The organism is Citrobacter sp. wls613, assembly GCF_005281195.1.
Classification (GTDB): domain Bacteria; phylum Pseudomonadota; class Gammaproteobacteria; order Enterobacterales; family Enterobacteriaceae; genus Citrobacter; species Citrobacter gillenii.
In genome coordinates this window covers 86670-104624 of the sequence record NZ_SZXN01000065.1, presented here as the reverse complement: position 1 = coordinate 104624, position 17955 = coordinate 86670, and the positions used below count along the sequence as shown (strand labels likewise).

The 17955-nt window shown below is 52.6% G+C and carries 20 protein-coding genes and 1 pseudogene; 13 read left to right on the top strand and 8 right to left on the bottom strand.

Translation table 11 applies throughout. The features are described 5' to 3' along the window. The first annotated feature begins 16 nt into the window (after window positions 1–16). Window positions 17–484, top strand: coding sequence for an outer membrane lipoprotein SlyB (gene slyB, locus FDX01_RS15345; RefSeq protein ID WP_096757147.1), 468 nt, complete (start codon window positions 17–19; stop codon window positions 482–484). Window positions 485–534: 50 nt separating this feature from the next. Here the strand turns inward: slyB and slyA are convergent, their stop codons facing one another. Then, window positions 535–975, bottom strand: a complete 441-nt coding sequence (slyA, locus tag FDX01_RS15340; RefSeq protein ID WP_269473706.1) for a transcriptional regulator SlyA — start codon at window positions 973–975, stop codon at window positions 535–537. Between the two features lie 193 nt (window positions 976–1168). On the opposite strand from slyA, the gene FDX01_RS15335 reads away from it, so the two are divergent. The 3 genes and pseudogenes from FDX01_RS15335 (at window position 1169) to FDX01_RS15325 (ending at window position 4308) form a co-directional block, all read left to right on the top strand. Continuing rightward, complete coding sequence (locus tag FDX01_RS15335) at window positions 1169–1405, top strand: DUF1656 domain-containing protein (protein ID WP_137400080.1); 237 nt, start codon at window positions 1169–1171, stop codon at window positions 1403–1405. Window positions 1406–1407: 2 nt separating this feature from the next. Next, the gene (locus FDX01_RS15330; protein ID WP_115258568.1) at window positions 1408–2271 is read left to right on the top strand and encodes an HlyD family secretion protein; all 864 of its coding nucleotides are present in this window, start codon (window positions 1408–1410) and stop codon (window positions 2269–2271) included. Beyond that, window positions 2268–4308, top strand: a pseudogene (locus FDX01_RS15325) (FUSC family protein). Before FDX01_RS15330 ends, FDX01_RS15325 begins: the two are co-directional and overlap by 4 nt. Here FDX01_RS15325 and sodC read toward each other — a convergent pair. The 3 genes from sodC to FDX01_RS15310 all read right to left on the bottom strand — a co-directional run bounded on the left by sodC (window position 4284) and on the right by FDX01_RS15310 (window position 6071). Further along, window positions 4284–4805, bottom strand: coding sequence for a superoxide dismutase [Cu-Zn] SodC (sodC, locus tag FDX01_RS15320; protein ID WP_137400078.1), 522 nt, complete (start codon window positions 4803–4805; stop codon window positions 4284–4286). The pseudogene FDX01_RS15325 and the gene sodC overlap by 25 nt on opposite strands. Before the next feature lie 80 nt (window positions 4806–4885). Continuing rightward, a complete protein-coding gene (locus FDX01_RS15315) occupies window positions 4886–5782 on the bottom strand; it encodes an aldo/keto reductase family oxidoreductase (protein WP_137400077.1) in 897 nt (298 codons plus the stop codon). A 49-nt stretch (window positions 5783–5831) separates the two neighbouring features. After that, complete coding sequence (locus FDX01_RS15310) at window positions 5832–6071, bottom strand: DUF1289 domain-containing protein (RefSeq protein ID WP_115258572.1); 240 nt, start codon at window positions 6069–6071, stop codon at window positions 5832–5834. Between the two features lie 101 nt (window positions 6072–6172). Between FDX01_RS15310 and FDX01_RS15305 the strand changes: the two genes are divergently transcribed. The 4 genes from FDX01_RS15305 (at window position 6173) to rnt (ending at window position 9175) form a co-directional block, all read left to right on the top strand. Next, on the top strand, window positions 6173–6772 hold the full coding sequence (locus FDX01_RS15305; RefSeq protein ID WP_117343060.1) for a TetR/AcrR family transcriptional regulator: 600 nt from the start codon (window positions 6173–6175) through the stop codon (window positions 6770–6772). A gap of 58 nt (window positions 6773–6830) precedes the next feature. After that, a complete protein-coding gene (locus FDX01_RS15300; RefSeq protein ID WP_135912092.1) occupies window positions 6831–7928 on the top strand; it encodes an alkene reductase in 1098 nt (365 codons plus the stop codon). Window positions 7929–8025: 97 nt separating this feature from the next. Further along, window positions 8026–8433, top strand: coding sequence for a lactoylglutathione lyase (gene gloA, locus FDX01_RS15295; RefSeq protein WP_115258575.1), 408 nt, complete (start codon window positions 8026–8028; stop codon window positions 8431–8433). Window positions 8434–8527: 94 nt separating this feature from the next. Next, complete coding sequence (gene rnt, locus FDX01_RS15290) at window positions 8528–9175, top strand: ribonuclease T (RefSeq protein ID WP_096757157.1); 648 nt, start codon at window positions 8528–8530, stop codon at window positions 9173–9175. 50 nt (window positions 9176–9225) lie between these two features. Here the strand turns inward: rnt and grxD are convergent, their stop codons facing one another. Then, window positions 9226–9573 (bottom strand): monothiol glutaredoxin 4, encoded by a 348-nt coding sequence (gene grxD / locus FDX01_RS15285; RefSeq protein WP_003832760.1) that lies wholly within the window; start codon window positions 9571–9573, stop codon window positions 9226–9228. Between the two features lie 332 nt (window positions 9574–9905). On the opposite strand from grxD, the gene FDX01_RS15280 reads away from it, so the two are divergent. Together FDX01_RS15280 and sodB are read left to right on the top strand one after the other, a co-directional pair. Next, on the top strand, window positions 9906–10736 hold the full coding sequence (locus FDX01_RS15280; RefSeq protein WP_137400076.1) for a C40 family peptidase: 831 nt from the start codon (window positions 9906–9908) through the stop codon (window positions 10734–10736). 127 nt (window positions 10737–10863) lie between these two features. Continuing rightward, on the top strand, window positions 10864–11445 hold the full coding sequence (sodB, locus tag FDX01_RS15275) for a superoxide dismutase [Fe] (RefSeq protein WP_096757159.1): 582 nt from the start codon (window positions 10864–10866) through the stop codon (window positions 11443–11445). A 40-nt stretch (window positions 11446–11485) separates the two neighbouring features. Here the strand turns inward: sodB and FDX01_RS15270 are convergent, their stop codons facing one another. Both FDX01_RS15270 and cydH read right to left on the bottom strand, forming a co-directional pair. After that, entirely contained in the window at window positions 11486–12655 is a 1170-nt protein-coding gene (locus FDX01_RS15270; RefSeq protein ID WP_115258577.1) for an MFS transporter, read from the bottom strand. A 178-nt stretch (window positions 12656–12833) separates the two neighbouring features. Further along, window positions 12834–12923 (bottom strand): cytochrome bd-I accessory subunit CydH, encoded by a 90-nt coding sequence (gene cydH / locus FDX01_RS15265; RefSeq protein WP_072036634.1) that lies wholly within the window; start codon window positions 12921–12923, stop codon window positions 12834–12836. 297 nt (window positions 12924–13220) lie between these two features. Between cydH and purR the strand changes: the two genes are divergently transcribed. Further along, a complete protein-coding gene (gene purR / locus FDX01_RS15260; RefSeq protein ID WP_096757161.1) occupies window positions 13221–14246 on the top strand; it encodes an HTH-type transcriptional repressor PurR in 1026 nt (341 codons plus the stop codon). Window positions 14247–14263: 17 nt separating this feature from the next. Here purR and punR read toward each other — a convergent pair whose 3' ends face one another. Continuing rightward, complete coding sequence (gene punR / locus FDX01_RS15255; protein WP_096757162.1) at window positions 14264–15175, bottom strand: DNA-binding transcriptional activator PunR; 912 nt, start codon at window positions 15173–15175, stop codon at window positions 14264–14266. 112 nt (window positions 15176–15287) lie between these two features. On the opposite strand from punR, the gene punC reads away from it, so the two are divergent. Then, on the top strand, window positions 15288–16496 hold the full coding sequence (punC, locus tag FDX01_RS15250; RefSeq protein ID WP_096757163.1) for a purine nucleoside transporter PunC: 1209 nt from the start codon (window positions 15288–15290) through the stop codon (window positions 16494–16496). A 285-nt stretch (window positions 16497–16781) separates the two neighbouring features. Continuing rightward, window positions 16782–17930 (top strand): cyclopropane fatty acyl phospholipid synthase, encoded by a 1149-nt coding sequence (gene cfa, locus FDX01_RS15245; protein ID WP_137400075.1) that lies wholly within the window; start codon window positions 16782–16784, stop codon window positions 17928–17930. Window positions 17931–17955 lie beyond the last annotated feature (25 nt).

Below are 17955 nucleotides of genomic sequence, written 5' to 3'. Positions count from 1 at the left end.
TAAAGGAGAGTTATAAATGATTAAACGTGCACTGATTGTTTCATTAATGGGATTATCTTTAGCGGGTTGTGTTAACAGTGATAGTCTTTCAGGTGACGTGTATACCGCATCCGAAGCGAAACAGGTACAGAACGTAACCTACGGTACGATCGTTCATGTCCGTCCGGTGCAAATTCAGGGTGGCGATGATGCCAACGTCATCGGCGCGATCGGCGGCGCTGTACTCGGTGGATTCCTTGGTAACACCGTCGGCGGCGGTTCTGGTCGTTCATTAGCTACGGCGGCAGGTGCGGTTGCAGGCGGCGTCGCAGGTCAAAGCGTCCAGGGTGCGATCAATAAAACACAGGGTGTGGAGCTGGAAATCCGTAAGGATGACGGGAACACCATTATGGTGGTGCAGAAACAAGGCGCGACCAAATTCGCTTCAGGTCAGCGTGTTGTGATGGCCAGCAACGGCAAAGAAGTTACCGTTTCTCCGCGCTAATCGAATTTACGTGTGGTCAGTCAGATACTGGCCACACGTAGATTTTTGCATCAGCCCTGAGACTGTAGCTCAATAATATTGTGTTCCAGTCGGGCAACCAGTTTAATCAGCAGATTAATTTCCTCGGTTGAAATCCCTTCCAGAATCTCTCCGCGCGTTTTGTTGATAACCGCTTCCATATCAGCGATCAGCGGCTCGGCTTTCTCCGTCAGTTTAATTCTCTTTGCTCGACGATCGCTGGCGCAAGTCTGTCGTGAAATGAGTCCCTTTTCTTCCAGTTGGTCGAGCGTACGCACCAGAGAAGGCTGCTCAATCCCTATCGCTTTAGCCAGCTGGATCTGCGATTGATCCGGTGGCAGCTGATGAATGTTGTGCAGCGTCACCCAATGCGTCTGCGTCAACTCCAAAGGCTTCAGGCGATGGTCAATCAGAGCACGCCAAATGCGCACCAACCGTGCCAGATCAGAACCTAGTGGCGATTCCAATTTCATCTCCTTATAATTAGCTTGCTAAGTTGTTATGCTGATTTTAGAATAGTGTGCAGCATTTGTATTCCCAAAACAAATGTATTGCCAAATTTGCTTACCGGATGACATTTTTTCAGACATTATGCGTTAAAGAGACTGATTGTCCCTTTTTTTGCTAAACCTATAGCAATGCTCTCTTCCGTCAAGGATTTTGCCCGTGAAGTTTATGTTTAATGCAACAGGATTGCCCCTACAAGATTTAATGATCGGTGCATCTGTCTACTTCCCTCCACTTTTCAAAGCGTTTATCTGCGGATTTATCTTCTGGTTGGTTGTTCATCGCGTACTGCGCGACTGGATGTACTCCGGCGAAATCTGGCATCCCTTGTTAATGGATCTGTCGCTCTTTGCGTTTTGCGTGTGTCTGGGCTTTGTTATGCTGATTGTGTGGTGATTATGTCGCTCAAAACCGTTAAATACTTCTCCACTATTATAGTCGCAGTTGTTGCCGTTCTCGCGGGTTGGTGGATGTGGAATTATTATATGCAGTCCCCCTGGACGCGCGATGGCAAAGTTCGTGCGGAGCAGGTCAGTATCACCCCACAGGTTTCCGGCAGCATTACCCAACTCAATATTAAAGATAATCAGTTTGTTAATGCAGGCGACGTGCTGTTTGTTATCGATAAGACGCCGTTTCATATTGCTGAACTGAATGCACAGGCGCAGCTGGCGAAAGCACAGTCCGATCTGGCAAAGGCTAATAACGAGGCCAATCGCCGCCGTCATCTGTCGCAAAATTATATCTCTGCCGAGGATCTGGACACGGCCAACCTCAACGTGAAAGCGATGCAGGCAAGCGTGGAGGCAGCCCAGGCCCAATTACGGCAAGCGCAGTGGCAATTGACCCAAACGGAAGTTAAAGCTCCAGTCGCTGGTTGGGTGACGAATCTTTCTACACGCAGTGGCGATTATGCCAGTACCGGTAAACCCCTGTTTGCGCTGGTCGACAGTCGTTCATTTTATGTGATGGGCTATTTTGAAGAAACCAAGCTACGCCATATTCGCGAGGGCGCACCGGCGCTGATTACATTGTACAGCGGCAATATAAAGTTACAGGGTCACGTTTCCAGTATTGGTCGTGCGATTTACGATCAAAGCGTAGAGAGTGATTCCGGTCTGATTCCTGACATCAAACCCAACGTACCGTGGGTGCGTCTGGCGCAACGGGTGCCCGTGCGTATCGAATTTGACGCACTACCGCACGATGTCACACTGGTTTCAGGTACCACCTGCAGCGTGTCGATTGGTCAGAAAAAATGAAACGGCTTCACCTGACGCCGGGCAATTTACCGTGGTTGAAAGCCACCGCGGCACAGTGGCGTTACGCGCTGCGAAACACCATCGCGATGTGCCTGGCGTTAACATTCGCCTATTACCTGAATCTGGATGAACCCTACTGGGCGATGACCTCCGCTGCGGTGGTTAGCTTTCCCACCGTGGGCGGTGTCATCAGCAAAAGTCTGGGCCGCGTGGCAGGCAGTTTGCTTGGTGCCACGGCGGCATTGATTATTGCTGGCCACACCCTCAATGAACCGTGGTTATTTTTACTCAGCATGTCGGCCTGGATTGGTTTATGCACCTGGGCCTGCGCGCACTTTACCAACAACGTGGCCTACGCGTTTCAACTGGCAGGCTACACCGCGGCTATTATTGCGTTTCCGATGGTCAACACCATTGAGGTTACGCAACTGTGGGATATTGCCCAGGCGCGCGTGTGCGAAGTGATGGTCGGGATACTCTGCGGGGGCATGATGATGATGATCCTGCCCAGCACGTCTGATGGTACAGCGTTGCTGACGGCGCTGAAAAACATGCACGCGCGTTTGCTGGAACATGCCAGCTTACTCTGGCAACCCGAAACCACCGATGCGATCCGCTCAGCCCACGAAGGGGTAATCGGCCAGATTCTGACCATGAATCTGCTGCGTATTCAGGCATTCTGGAGCCACTATCGCTTTCGACGGCAGAATGCCCTGCTCAATTCACTGCTGCATCAGCAACTGCGTCTGACCAGCGTGATCTCCAGCCTGCGCAGAATGCTGCTTAACTGGCCAAATCCTCCTGCTCACACGCGGGAAGTCATCGAACAGCTACTCAGTGCACTGGTGAAATCCGATACCGATAGCTACACGGTAGCCCGCATTATTGCCCCCCTGCGTCCGCAGGACTCCCACGACTACCGGCATGTCGCCTTCTGGCAACGGCTACGTTATTTCTGCCGAATTTACCTGCAAAGCAGCCATTATCTGCATTTGCTGGAAAAAGGCGTGACCGCCGAGCGCATCAGCGTGAACCGCACGCCGGGCCTGGCCCGCCATACCGACAACGCGGAAGCCATCTGGAGTGGGTTACGTACCTTCATCACGTTGATGGTGATTGGCGCGTGGAGCATCGGCGCACAATGGGAATCCGGCGCGGGTGCGCTGACGCTGGCGGCGATTAGCTGCGTACTGTATTCCGCCGTTGCCACCCCGTTCAAATCACTCTCACTGCTGATGCGCACGTTGGTGCTGCTGTCATTGTTCAGCTTTGTGGTGAAGTTCGGTCTGATGGTACAAATTACCGACCTGTGGCAATTCATTCTGTTTCTCTTCCCACTGCTCGCCACCATGCAACTGCTAAAGCTGAAAATACCTGCTCTGGCGGGGCTTTGGGGGCAGTTGATCGTCTTTATGGGATCGTTTATCGCCGTGACCAATCCGCCGGTGTATGACTTCGCCGATTTCCTGAATGATAATCTGGCAAAAATAACCGGCGTAGCGCTATCCTGGTTGGCCTTTGCTATCCTGCGGCCAGGCTCAGACGCGAGAAAGAGTCGACGTCATATTCGCGCCCTGCGCCGGGATTTTGTCGATCAGCTCAGTCGGCATCCGGCACACAGCGAAAATGAATTTGAGTCGTTAACCTATCATCATGTCAGCCAGCTCAGTAACAGCCAGGATGCGCTGGCGCGTCGGTGGTTATTACGCTGGGGCGTCGTGTTGCTGAACTGCTCGCATGTGGTGTGGCAGCTGCGCGCCTGGGAAGCGCGCTCCGATCCGTTGGCCCGCGTCAGGGATGTGTGTATTTCACTGCTGCGCGATGTGATGAGCGAGCGTGGCGTCCAGCAGCGTCCACTGAATGCCACGCTTAACGAGTTACAGCGCATCTGCGATACGCTTGCCCATCATCATCAGCCTGCCGCACAAGAGCTAGCGGCGCTTATCTGGCGTTTACACTGTTCGTTGTCTCAGCTTGAACAGGCTCCGCCGCCAGGCACGCTGAGCCGTTGATTATTTGATAACCCCGCAGGCGTAACGCGCCCCGCCACCGCCTAGAGGTTTTGGCTGATCGGACATGTTATCGCCACCCACATGGACCATCAGCGCCTTACCTTTGACCTCATCCAGTGATTTCAGGCGCGGGGCGGTAACAGCCGTTGTGGCGTAACCTTCGGCATTGACCACCAGCAACGGCAGGTCGCCCATGTGCCCAGCCCCCTCCGGACCTTCATGTTTTCCGGTTTTATGCGGGTCAAGATGTCCCCCTGCCGATTCAGCGGCAGAAGCTTTGCCTTCTTTAATCGCAGGCTGACAGCTGCCGTTGGCATGGACATGGAAACCATGTTCTCCTGGCGGCAGTGCTTTCAGGTCAGGCGTAAACGCCAGCCCTTGCGCAGTTTCAGAAATAGTTACTGAACCAATCGACTGACCTACCCCTTGCGAAGTCACCAGGTTCATCTCAACTTGCTCACTGGCAGCCTGTGCGCCCGCACAGGCCAGTAAGGTGATTATGGCGATACTCAAACGCTTCATACGACCTCCGTCACTATGTGTCTGACTGATAAGTGTAAACCAGTGACGCAATTTTGAGCGACGGAACGCCGAAAACGCGATTACGGTACGTCGTAACCCAGCGCGGCTTTACGGATACGGAACCATTGCTGGCGGGTCATGGTTAACGATTCGGCCTCAATAGCAGCGCGAACACGCTCAATTTTCCCTGAGCCAATAATCGGCAGCGGCTGTGACGGTAGACGGAGGATCCACGCATAGACCACCTGCTCAATGGACTGCGCATTCAATTCTTGCGCAATGACGGCGAGTTCATTGCGCAGCGGTTGGAAAGCATCATCATTGAACAGTCGTCCACCACCCAGACAGGACCAGGCCATTGGCCGGATGCGCAGTTGTTGCAGCTGATCTAAGGTGCCATCCAGCAGCAGTGGCTGATGCACCGGGGAAATCTCAACCTGATTGGTTGCCAGCGTAAACGGCAGACGTGATTGCAGCAGGGAAAACTGCGCAGGCGTAAAGTTAGACACGCCAAAGTGACGCACTTTGCCGCTATGATGCAGTTTCTTAAACGCCTCAGCCACTTCGTCGGCATCCATCAGCGGATCGGGACGATGGATCAAGAGCAGATCAATATGATCGGTCGCCAGCAGTTTCAGCGACTGCTCCGCGCTGGCAATAATATGGTCGCTGTCGGTGATGTAGTGACCGAGGGTATTTTCCGCCCGTGCCGTGGTGGCAATACCGCATTTGGTCACGATCTGCATTTTTTCACGCAGATGCGGAGCCAGCTTCATCGCCTCGCCAAACGCCGCTTCGCACTGGTATCCACCATAAATATCAGCGTGATCGACGGTGGTTACGCCCAGGTCAAGATGTTCTTCAATAAAGCTGACGAGCTGGCGCGCGGACATATTCCAGTCCATCAGCCGCCAGTACCCCATGACAAAGCGAGAAAATTCCGGGCCTTGCGGCGCAATAGTAATACGCTGAACCATAGCAGCTTCCTTAACAATGAGTGTGCATCGAGTATACGCAATTACGCTTTTAAAAGAGTGAAGGTTGTTGCGGTTCTTCTGGCGGGCTGGGTTTGTTTGCACGTAATTTACGCATCAGACGCTGACGACAAAGACGCAGCACATCCTGCTTTTCGGCATCGCTCATTTTCTGCCAGTTAAAGCGCTCATCCCGGCTACGAAAACATCCACGGCAAAAGCCGCGTTCGTCGGACTGGCAGATCCCACGGCACGGGCTCTGGACGGGGAAAAACTCCAGCTGTTCGGCCACATCCCCTCCTTACGTAAGATAGTTATACCTATTGAAGACGCTAACTGAATTTCTGGCAAGCGCTATTGCATTAGACCGACTGGTCTATTACACTCCATGCCATGAACAAAGCAACTGAACACGACACACGCGAACATCTTCTGGCAACCGGCGAGCAGCTTTGCATGCAGCGCGGTTTCACCGGTATGGGTTTAAGCGAACTGCTGAAAACCGCCGAGGTGCCCAAAGGGTCGTTTTACCACTATTTTCGCTCTAAAGAAGCGTTTGGTGTTTCCATGCTTGAACGCCATTACGCGGCCTACCACCTTCGGCTGGCCACACATTTAGCATCGGGTGCCGGTAACTACCGCGACAGAATCCTCGCCTACTATCAGGAAACCCTGAATCAGTTTAGTCAACACGGCATTATTAGCGGTTGCTTAACGGTCAAACTGTCGGCTGAAGTATGCGATCTCTCTGAAGATATGCGTACGGCGATGGATAAAGGCGCTCGGCACATTATTACCCTGCTGGCGCAAGCGCTGGAAAAAGGTCGCGACACACACTGCCTGTCGTTTAGCGGCGAACCGCTGCAGCAAGCGCAAGTGCTGTATGCGCTGTGGCTCGGGGCCAACCTGCAGGCCAAGATGTCTCGCAGTGCCACCCCACTGGAAAATGCGCTGGCACACGTTAAAAACATTATTGCAACGCCTGCCGTTTAACAGGCGTTTTTATTTACCCAATTGCTAGACGACCGGTCTATTCATACCTGGAGTTAATATGTCATCTGAAAAATTGTTTTCCCCGCTGAAAGTAGGAGCCATCACGGCGGCCAACCGCGTATTTATGGCCCCACTGACGCGCCTGCGTAGCATTGAACCTGGCGACATCCCAACTCCGCTGATGGCCGAGTACTATCGCCAACGCGCCAGCGCTGGTCTTATCATCAGCGAGGCCACTCAGATATCTGCTCAGGCAAAAGGCTACGCCGGTGCGCCGGGATTACACAGCGCAGCACAAATTGAAGCCTGGAAAAAAATCACCGCCGCCGTCCACTCTGAACAAGGTCATATTGCCGTACAGTTGTGGCACACCGGTCGTATCTCTCACGTCAGCCTGCAGCCGAACGGACAACCGCCAGTTGCCCCTTCCGCCATCAGCGCCGGTACCCGTACCTCGCTGCGCGATGAAAACGGTCTGGCAACGCGTGCCGACACCTCAATGCCGCGCGCCCTGGAAACCGACGAAATCCCCGGCATCGTCAATGATTTCCGTCAGGCCATCGCCAACGCACGCGAAGCTGGCTTTGACATGGTTGAGCTGCACTCTGCCCATGGCTATTTGCTACACCAGTTCCTGTCACCCACCTCTAACCAGCGTACCGATCAGTACGGCGGCAGCGTCGAAAATCGTGCACGTCTGGTGCTGGAAGTCGTTGATGCCGGTATCAAAGAATGGGGCGCAGACCGGATTGGCATCCGCGTATCCCCTATCGGCTCTTTCCAGAACGTTGATAACGGCCCGAATGAAGAAGCCGATGCGTTGTACCTGATTGAACAGCTGGGTAAACGTGGTATCGCTTATCTGCACATGTCCGAACCAGACTGGGCCGGCGGAGAGCCGTATAGCGATGCGTTCCGCGAGAAAGTTCGCGCGCGTTTCCACGGTCCGATTATTGGTGCTGGTGCCTACACCCCGGAAAAAGCAGAAGCGCTGATTGAGAAAGGGTTGATCGACGCCGTCGCCTTTGGCCGCGCCTATATTGCCAACCCGGATTTGGTCGCACGTTTGCAGCACAAAGCAGAACTGAACCCACAGCGCGCAGAGAGTTTCTACGGCGGCGGTGCAGAGGGTTACACGGATTATCCGACCCTGTAATTGCGCAATCTCCGTTCTGGCATTGATAGCGGCGCAACAACGCCGCTATACTAAAACAACATATTGAATGTACTAGCCATTTTTGAAGGGGAAAAAGATGCGTTTACTTCATACCATGCTGCGCGTAGGTGACCTGCAGCGTTCCATCGAATTTTACACCAACGTGCTGGGCATGAAGCTGCTGCGTACCAGTGAAAACCCTGAATACAAGTATTCTCTGGCCTTTGTCGGTTACGGTCCTGAGACCGATGAAGCCGTCATTGAGCTGACCTACAACTGGGGCGTCGACAAATATGACCTGGGCACTGCCTACGGCCACATTGCTCTGAGCGTAGACAACGCCGCAGAAGCCTGCGAGCGCATTCGTCAGAACGGCGGCAACGTGACGCGCGAAGCGGGTCCGGTCAAAGGCGGGACGACGGTTATCGCATTTGTAGAAGATCCGGACGGTTACAAAATCGAACTGATCGAAGAGAAAGACGCAGGCCGCGGCTTGGGTGACTAACCTCCCCTCGGGCGCAGATCGTCTGTGCCCGTAGTTTTATACTCATCATTTTGTCATAATACGCGCTGCAATTTTCCCGTATTAAGAGACCCAGATGTCCGATAACGCTCAACTTTCCGGTCTGTGTGACCGTTTTCGTGGTTTTTATCCTGTCGTCATTGATGTAGAAACAGCAGGATTTAACGCCAAAACCGATGCGCTGCTCGAGATTGCAGCCATCACGCTGAAAATGGATGAACAAGGCTGGCTGATGCCGGACATGACGTTGCATTTCCACGTCGAACCGTTTGAAGGGGCAAATCTGCAACCAGAAGCACTTGCGTTTAACGGTATTGATCCGAGCAACCCGCTGCGCGGCGCGGTCAGCGAATACGACGCCCTGCACGCCATATTCAAAATGGTGCGTAAAGGCATCAAAGACAGCGGCTGCAATCGGGCGATTATGGTTGCGCATAATGCCACCTTCGATCACAGCTTCATGATGGCAGCCGCCGAACGCGCCTCGCTGAAGCGCAACCCATTTCACCCGTTTGTGACCTTTGACACTGCGGCCTTAAGCGGTCTTTCGCTCGGGCAAACCGTACTGTCTAAAGCGTGTCTGGCTGCAGGAATGGAGTTTGATGGCAACCAGGCGCACTCTGCGCTGTATGACACCGAACGGACGGCAGTGCTGTTTTGCGAAATCGTTAACCGCTGGAAACGTCTTGGTGGGTGGCCCCTGCCAATGCCTGAAGAGGCATAAGCGGACCATAAAAAAAGCGACCAGACTGGTCGCTTTTTCGTTTCTGCTGATTACTCAGCGTCCGGCTCTTCGGTTTTGTACTTCGCCGCAGTCTCTTTGATAAGCTGCTGCAATTCACCGCGCTGGTACATTTCGATTAAAATGTCGCAGCCGCCAACCAGCTCACCATCAACCCACAGCTGCGGGAAGGTTGGCCAGTTTGCGTATTTCGGCAACTCGGCGCGAATATCCGGGTTTTGCAGAATATCAACATAAGCAAAGCGTTCACCACAGGCAGACAGCGCCTGCACAGCCTGAGCGGAAAAACCGCAGCTTGGCAGTTTTGGAGAACCTTTCATGTACAGGAGAATCGGGTTTTCAGCGATCTGGCGCTGGATTTTTTCGATAGTGGTGCTCATTATCTTGCTTCCTTAACTTCTTTTACGGCAGTAGTCTGACATTGTAACGGGTCTGACTGACAACGGAAAATAACATTTTTCTTACGGTTATTATTTTATCGCCAGTCGCCATAAGTTGCATTCAGAATATTACTTATCCCTTTTATGCACAAGGAATTGATTATCCCTTCGCCAGTATTGGCGTTGATTGCTGTTTTTTTTTGCGGTCGGTAACGAAACACTATTTTAAACAAAAAAAGCTATTAACTTTCCCCGTTTCTATAGATTAGAATCATCAAGTTTTGAAAATCACACGCAGGCATGATAGACCTGCCCTAACAGAGGACTGCTCAGTGGCGCGGATAAACCGGATCTCGATCACGCTCTGTGCTTTGCTTTTTACCACACTCCCTTTTACGTCAGTGGCCCATGCTTCGAAGCAGGCCAGGACGACACCTGCCGTTTCCCACACGCTCAAAACGGTAGATAAAAAGAAAAGCGCGACAGCCAGTAAAAAAGTCACACAAACCAGCAAGAAAACGGCAAAAAAAACCACCAGTAAATCCAGCACCAAAACCGCTTCCTCTTCCAAAAAACGCACCGCGACACCTGCAAAAACAACCAAAACGGTCAACCGTCGCAGTAAAATCGCAACAACACAAACCGCTGCGGTCACCTGGACTGAAAAATGCACCCCGCGCAAAGGTCACAAGCCGCGCTGTGTAAAAGTAAAATCAACAGCCCCGGTAGCCCTCGCTGATGCCCATAAAGTGAAAGTGCAAAAAGCGACCAAAACCGCGATGTCTACTCTGATGAACCAGATCGGTAAACCCTACCGCTGGGGTGGCTCTTCGCCGAGAACCGGTTTTGATTGCAGTGGTCTGGTTTATTACGCGTATAAGGACCTGGTGAAGTTCCGCATTCCGCGTACTGCCAATGAAATGTACCACCTGCGCGACGCAGCACCGATCGACCGCGATGAACTGAAAAACGGCGATTTGGTCTTCTTCCGTACCCAGGGCCGCGGCACCGCCGATCACGTTGGTGTCTACGTTGGCAACGGTAAGTTTATTCAGTCACCACGTAGCGGTCAGGAGATCCAAATCACCTCCCTGAGTGAAGATTACTGGCAGCGCCACTATGTGGGCGCTCGTCGTGTCATGACGCCAAAAACAATTCGCTAAAATCTTACCCTACAGTATGTGCTGTAGGGTAAGTTCTTCTTTTGCATAACCTTTCAATTTGCTACCCTATCCTTACTCACAATGAGGCTATTGTGTGTACTCAATATAAATAATAAGGAGAGAAGCAATGTCGTTCGAATTACCTGCATTACCGTATGCCAAAGATGCTCTGGCGCCGCACATTTCTGCTGAAACGCTGGAATACCACTATGGCAAACACCACCAGACTTACGTTACTAACCTGAATAACCTGATCAAAGGCACGGCGTTTGAAGGCAAATCACTGGAAGAGATCGTACGTAGCTCTGAAGGTGGTGTGTTTAACAACGCGGCTCAGGTCTGGAACCACACCTTCTACTGGAACTGCCTGGCACCCAACGCGGGCGGTGAACCGACCGGTGAACTGGCTGAAGCCATTGTTGCATCTTTTGGTAGCTTCGCTGACTTCAAAGCGCAATTCACCGATGCGGCGATCAAAAACTTCGGCGCTGGCTGGACTTGGCTGGTAAAAGGTACTGATGGCAAACTGGCTATCGTTTCCACGTCAAATGCCGGAACACCGCTGACCACCGATGCAACGCCGCTGATGACCGTTGATGTGTGGGAACACGCCTACTACATCGACTATCGCAACGCGCGTCCTGGCTACCTGGAACATTTCTGGGCGCTGGTGAACTGGGAGTTTGTTGCGAAAAACTTCGCAGCATAAAAATGATAACGCAGAAGGGACTCCCTTCTGCGTTTTAGCGTTAGTTCGTGACGCTGCAGGCCTCGTCAGGCTGTTTTCTCGCGGAGACAAAGACCAGTAGCAACGCCATCCCAGCCACAATTGCCCCCATCACCGGGACAAAACTGTAACCTAAACCACCCGATATCACTGCGCCACCCGCCGCCGCACCTAGCGCATTCCCCAGATTAAACGCACCAATGTTGACCGAGGATGATAAGCCCGGCGCGTCGCTGGCAACGCGCATCACACGCATCTGTAACGGCGGAACTACCGCAAAGGTTGCCGCACCCCAGACTACCATGCTGATGGCTGCACCCAATTCACTACGCGCCAGTAACGGGATTGCCAGCATAATCACCATCAATAGCAGTAAGAAGCCTTTCAGCGTGCCGTTGACTGAGCGGTCCGCCAGCTTGCCGCCCAGATAGTTACCGATTGAGAACCCGACGCCAATCAGCACCAGCATTCCGGTTACAAAGGCAGGCGTGGCATGGGTGATGCTATGTAGCACCGGTGAAATATAGGTATAGAGCGTGAACATCGCACCGGCGCCCAGCACAGTAGTCAGCAACGCTGACACCACCTGCGGGCGCATGAGCACCGCCAGCTCTCTGCGCACGTTCGGACGCTCCCCTGCTCCGCCTTTCGGCAACGAGAAGAACAGGCTGACCATCGAGATAACCCCCAGACCCGCCGTTGCCATAAAGGACATGCGCCAGCCGATGGTTTCACCCAGCCAGGTCGCTGCAGGAACGCCACCAATATTGGCGATGGTGAGTCCCATAAACATGGTGGCGACAGCGCTGGCCTGTTTGTGCTTTGGCACCACGCTTGCCGCTACAACCGAGCCGAGACCAAAAAAGGCCCCATGGTTAAGACTGGTCAGAATACGCGACAGCATCAGAGTAGTGTAATCGGGAGATAACGCCGACAGCACGTTGCCGAGCGTAAAAATCGCCATCAGAAAAATCAGCGCATTGCGGCGCCCGCGATGAGAAAGCAATAAGGTCATTAACGGTGCACCGACCATCACCCCTACCGCATAGGCGCTAATTAGCATCCCTGCCGCCGGAATCGAGACATCGACGCCTTTAGCGATGACGGGTAATAACCCCATCGGAGAAAACTCTGTCGTGCCGATACCAAACGCCCCTATCGCCAGCGCCAGTAGTGGATAATTTATTTTCATACAGCGACTCCGTAACGTCGAGCCGTGGCACGACACAGAATAAGAGTCAAAAGCATGACATTGATCGCAAAAATAATAAAGTTAACAAAAATGCAAAAGACTTTTGCTTATTTGCAAACAATAGCAGTGGGAGGACGGGTTGGCGGGATGAGGGAGATAGCTCTCCCTCGGCGATACATCAATGCAGCGCGGCGGTTAAACCACTGGCAACAATCAAACCCAGAACAATAATGGTGGTGACTAACGAAAATTTCAGATCGGTGCTCATCAAGTTTTCTCCTTTTTATTCCCACACAAAAAATGATATTGCGCATTTTTGCACACTTGAAGGTAAAAATCTCTCACGATTTATATTGATAAATGCTTTTAACTCTTCCCCTTTTCGTAAAGATCAGACAAAATTCCACGCTTACTTGATTAGCGTACCGGCCATTGACCCCTTCCTGACGTTCCGTGTCGTTTTCCTGGCGTACCGCAACCCTGATGTTGCGCGAAGGGTGTGTGAAGGCAAACGTTTACCTGGAGTATTCTCAGGAACTTAGGATATGGTCTGGAGTGAGATGTAATGGCAACAATTAAAGATGTAGCGAAGCGAGCAAACGTTTCCACTACAACCGTATCACACGTAATTAACAAAACACGCTTTGTCGCGGAAGAAACGCGCAATGCCGTCTGGGCAGCAATTAAAGAACTACATTATTCCCCAAGCGCGGTGGCACGCAGTCTGAAGGTGAATCACACTAAATCGATTGGCTTGTTGGCGACCAGCAGCGAAGCCGCCTACTTTGCGGAAATCATCGAAGCCGTTGAGAAGAACTGCTTCCAGAAAGGCTATACGCTGATTCTGGGCAACGCGTGGAACAGCCTCGAGAAACAGCAGGCCTACCTCTCCATGATGGCGCAGAAGCGCGTAGATGGTCTGCTGGTGATGTGTTCTGAATACCCGGAACCTCTGCTTTCCATGCTCGAAGAATATCGCCATATTCCGATGGTGGTGATGGATTGGGGCGAAGCCAAAGCCGATTTTACCGATACGGTCATCGATAACGCCTTTGAAGGCGGTTATATGGCAGGCCGTTATCTGGTTGAACGCGGTCATCGCGAGATTGGTGTGATCCCAGGACCTATGGAGCGTAACACCGGCGCCGGACGCCTGGCGGGCTTTATGAAGGCGATGGAAGAAGCGCTGATTAAAGTGCCTGACAACTGGATTGTCCAGGGCGATTTTGAGCCTGAATCCGGGTATCGCGCCATGCAGCAGATCCTCTCCCAGTCGCACCGCCCGACCGCCGTCTTCTGTGGTGGTGATATCATGGCGATGGGCGCGCTTTGCGCCGCTGACGAGATGGGCCTGCGCGTCCCCCAAGATGTGTCGCTGATTGGTTACGACAACGTGCGTAACGCCCGCTTCTTCACCCCGGCATTAACCACCATTCATCAGCCAAAAGATTCGCTCGGTGAAACGGCCTTTAACATGCTGTTAGACCGTATCGTGAATAAACGCGAAGAGTCACAGTCTATTGAGGTGCACCCGCGCCTGGTAGAACGTCGCTCCGTGGCCGATGGTCCGTTCCGCGATTATCGTCGTTAATCTGTTGTGCGGGAGCCTTACTCTGGCTCCCGCAACCACTCTTTATTCAACGTTTCACTGTCCCCTAAATAGTCCAGCAGCCATCTCAGTGCGGGTGACGTATCGTTTTGCTGCCAGGTCAGGCAACACGCGGCATCAGGAAAGGGATTTTCAAGCTGTAGTGCAACCCATTTTCCGCTGTCGATCCACGGTTTGGAAAAATGCGTCGGCACCATCCCAACACAGAGCCCAGCCGATAAGCAGGTGGCAGATGACTCCCAGTCAGGCACTACCACCCGTTTTTGGTTATCCAGTAGCCAGGTAATACGTTTTGGCAACGTACGGGAGGTATCTTCTCGTACCAGCGACGGCCAGTTGCGCAACGTATCGTCACTGAGCGGTCCCGGCATCGACGCCAGCGGATGATGACTTGCCACCACGCAGTTCCAGCTCAACATTCCCATATCGCGAAACGTATAGCGCCCCCCTACCGGAATAGCCTGCGTCGCGCCAATCGCCAGCTCCACGCGCCCGTCCGATAACGCATCCCAGACGCCGTTAAACACCTCCTGAAAAACGATTAACTCCACATCATCAAAATGACGGTAGAAATCCACAATCATCTGCCGGGTCCGCTCCGGCCTGACAATATTATCGACGGCAATCGCCAGTTGCCCACGCCAGCCGTTGGCAATTTGCTGACATTGTTGGCGAGTGATCTGCATTTTTTTGATAACAGAACGCCCTTCTTTTAAAAACCACGCCCCGGCGGGGGTTAATTCCACATCCCGATGGCGACGTTCGAAAAGAGGCACAGCCAACCACTCCTCCAGTTGACGCACGGTATAGCTCACCGCCGAAGGCACGCGGTGCAACTCCTGGGCGGCAGAACTAAAGCTGCCGTTGCGTGCGACTGCATCCACCACTTCAAGGGAATATTCTGACCACATACTCTGCCTGCAAAAAATTTGAAATCAATAAGCAAATATTAGCGTTTCACAGCAAGAATTTCACTCACTACACTCAGCGGCACTGTTCTATTGCTTATAAAGAGAAATAATGATGCAACCTGGAAAAGGGTTTTTAGTCTGGCTGGCAGGTCTTAGCGTGCTCGGTTTTCTGGCAACGGATATGTATTTGCCAGCATTTGCGGCTATTCAGTCCGATTTGCAAACCCCAGCATCAGCCGTCAGCGCCAGCCTTAGCCTGTTCTTAGCGGGTTTTGCCATCGCGCAACTTCTGTGGGGGCCACTCTCCGACCATTATGGCCGCAAGCCTATTTTGCTACTGGGCCTCTCCATCTTCGCGCTGAGCAGTCTTGGCATGCTTTGGGTCGAAAACGCCACCGGCTTGCTGGTGCTGCGCTTTATCCAGGCTGTGGGCGTCTGTGCGGCGTCGGTTATCTGGCAGGCGTTGGTTGCTGATTATTATCCCTCGCAAAAAGTGAACCGTATCTTTGCCACCATTATGCCGCTGGTCGGGTTATCTCCCGCGCTCGCACCATTATTAGGCAGTTGGATCCTGATGCATTTTTCCTGGCAGGCTATTTTTGCCACCCTGTTTGCCATCACCCTGATCCTGATGCTGCCGGCCCTGCGCCTGAAGCCCACGGCTAAAGCGCGTGACGATAGCCAGGATAAGCTCACCTTTGCCACCCTGTTGCGCTCCAGAACCTACCGCGGCAACGTGCTGATTTATGCGGCCTGTTCTGCGAGCTTTTTCGCGTGGCTGACCGGCTCGCCGTTTATCCTGAGCGAGATGGGCTATAGCCCGGCCGTCATTGGCCTGAGCTATGTGCCGCAAACCATCGCCTTTTTGATCGGCGGATACGGCTGTCGTGCCGCCCTGCAAAAATGGGAAGGTCGTCAATTACTGCCGTGGCTGCTCATTCTGTATGCAGTGAGCGTTATCGCTACCTGGGCGGTCGGCTTTATTCACCACGTTGCGCTGGCCGAAATCCTGATCCCATTCTGCGTGATGGCAATAGCGAACGGTGCTATCTATCCGATTGTCGTTGCTCAGGCTTTGCGTCCCTTCCCACAGGCAACAGGACGTGCCGCAGCGCTGCAGAATACGCTGCAACTGGGCTTATGCTTCCTGGCAAGTCTGGTTGTGTCGTGGTTGATCAGCACGCCGCTATTCACCACCACCGGCGTCATGCTGTCCACGGTGTTGCTGGCCGCGCTGGGGTACAAAATGCAGTCGCAGAAAGAATGTCGCTCTCACGCTGATGAGGTTTCTACTGCTGCGCCCGGCGAATCACATTCATAGCGCTTGAATAATTAATTAGTGGGCTAATATTTTTTGATTGAACCCACAAAAATTCAGGCCTATACTGATTTCCAGTTGTTACAAAAACGATAATTTTTATGTGTTAACGGGAACACGCATGTTCCCGCTTAACCACGGATGGCCTTTTCGGTAAGGGGTTCTCCCTTCCTCTGTTCTACGTCGGAAAACAGATTCGCGGATTCATTCCGTGAGATTTCTCACAAAGCCCAAAAAAGCGTCTACGCTGTTTTAAGGTTCTGATCACCGACCTGTGATGGAGAAGCTATGAGTTCATCGTGTATAGAAGACGTCAGCGTACCAGATGATGACTGGTATCGAATCACCAGTGAATTATTAAACCGTGCGGGCATTACCATTAATGGTACTGCACCGGCAGATATTCGCGTTAACAACCCCGATTTTTACAAGCGAGTTTTACAGGAAGGTTCGCTGGGTTTAGGTGAAAGTTATATGGATGGCTGGTGGGAATGCGATCGGCTGGACATGTTTTTTACTCAGGTTTTACGTGCCGGCCTTGAAGGCCAACTCCCCCGCCACTTTAAAGACACGCTGCGAATCGCCGCCGCGCGCCTGTTCAATTTACAGAATAAAAAACGCGCGTGGGTTGTCGGAAAAGAACACTACGATTTAGGCAACGATCTCTTCACCCGCATGCTTGATCCCTACATGCAATATTCCTGTGCCTACTGGAAGGACGCCACGACCCTGGAGTCAGCCCAACAGGCGAAGCTCAATATGATCGCCGAAAAATTACAGCTCAAACCGGGGATGCGCGTGCTGGACATTGGCTGCGGCTGGGGAGGCTTGTCCCAGTTTATGGCCGCCCATTACGGCGTCAGCGTCGTGGGGGTGACCATTTCTGCCGAACAGCAGAAACTGGCACAAACACGGAGTGAAGGGCTGGATGTCACTATTTTGCTTGAGGATTACCGCGACCTGCACGATCGTTTCGACCGCATTGTCTCCGTTGGCATGTTTGAGCATGTGGGTCCAAAAAACTACAACACCTATTTTGATGTTGTCGATCGCAATTTAAAACCAGAGGGTCTGTTTTTGCTCCACAGCATTGGATCCAGAAAAACCGACAATAACGTCGATCCGTGGATCAATAAGTATATTTTCCCGAATGGTTGCTTGCCGTCCGTGCGCCAGATTGCGAAAGCCAGCGAGCCGCATTTTGTGATGGAAGACTGGCACAACTTTGGCGCCGATTACGATACTACACTGATGGCCTGGCATACGCGCTTTATGGCAACCTGGCCTGAAATCACCGATCACTACACCGAGCGCTTTAAACGTATGTTCAGCTACTACCTCAACGCCTGTGCCGGCGCATTTCGCGCCCGTGATATTCAGCTCTGGCAGGTGGTGTTCTCACGTGGCGTAGAACACGGTCTGCGCGTTCCACGCTAGTCATTCTCGCCCCCGCCTTCAACGG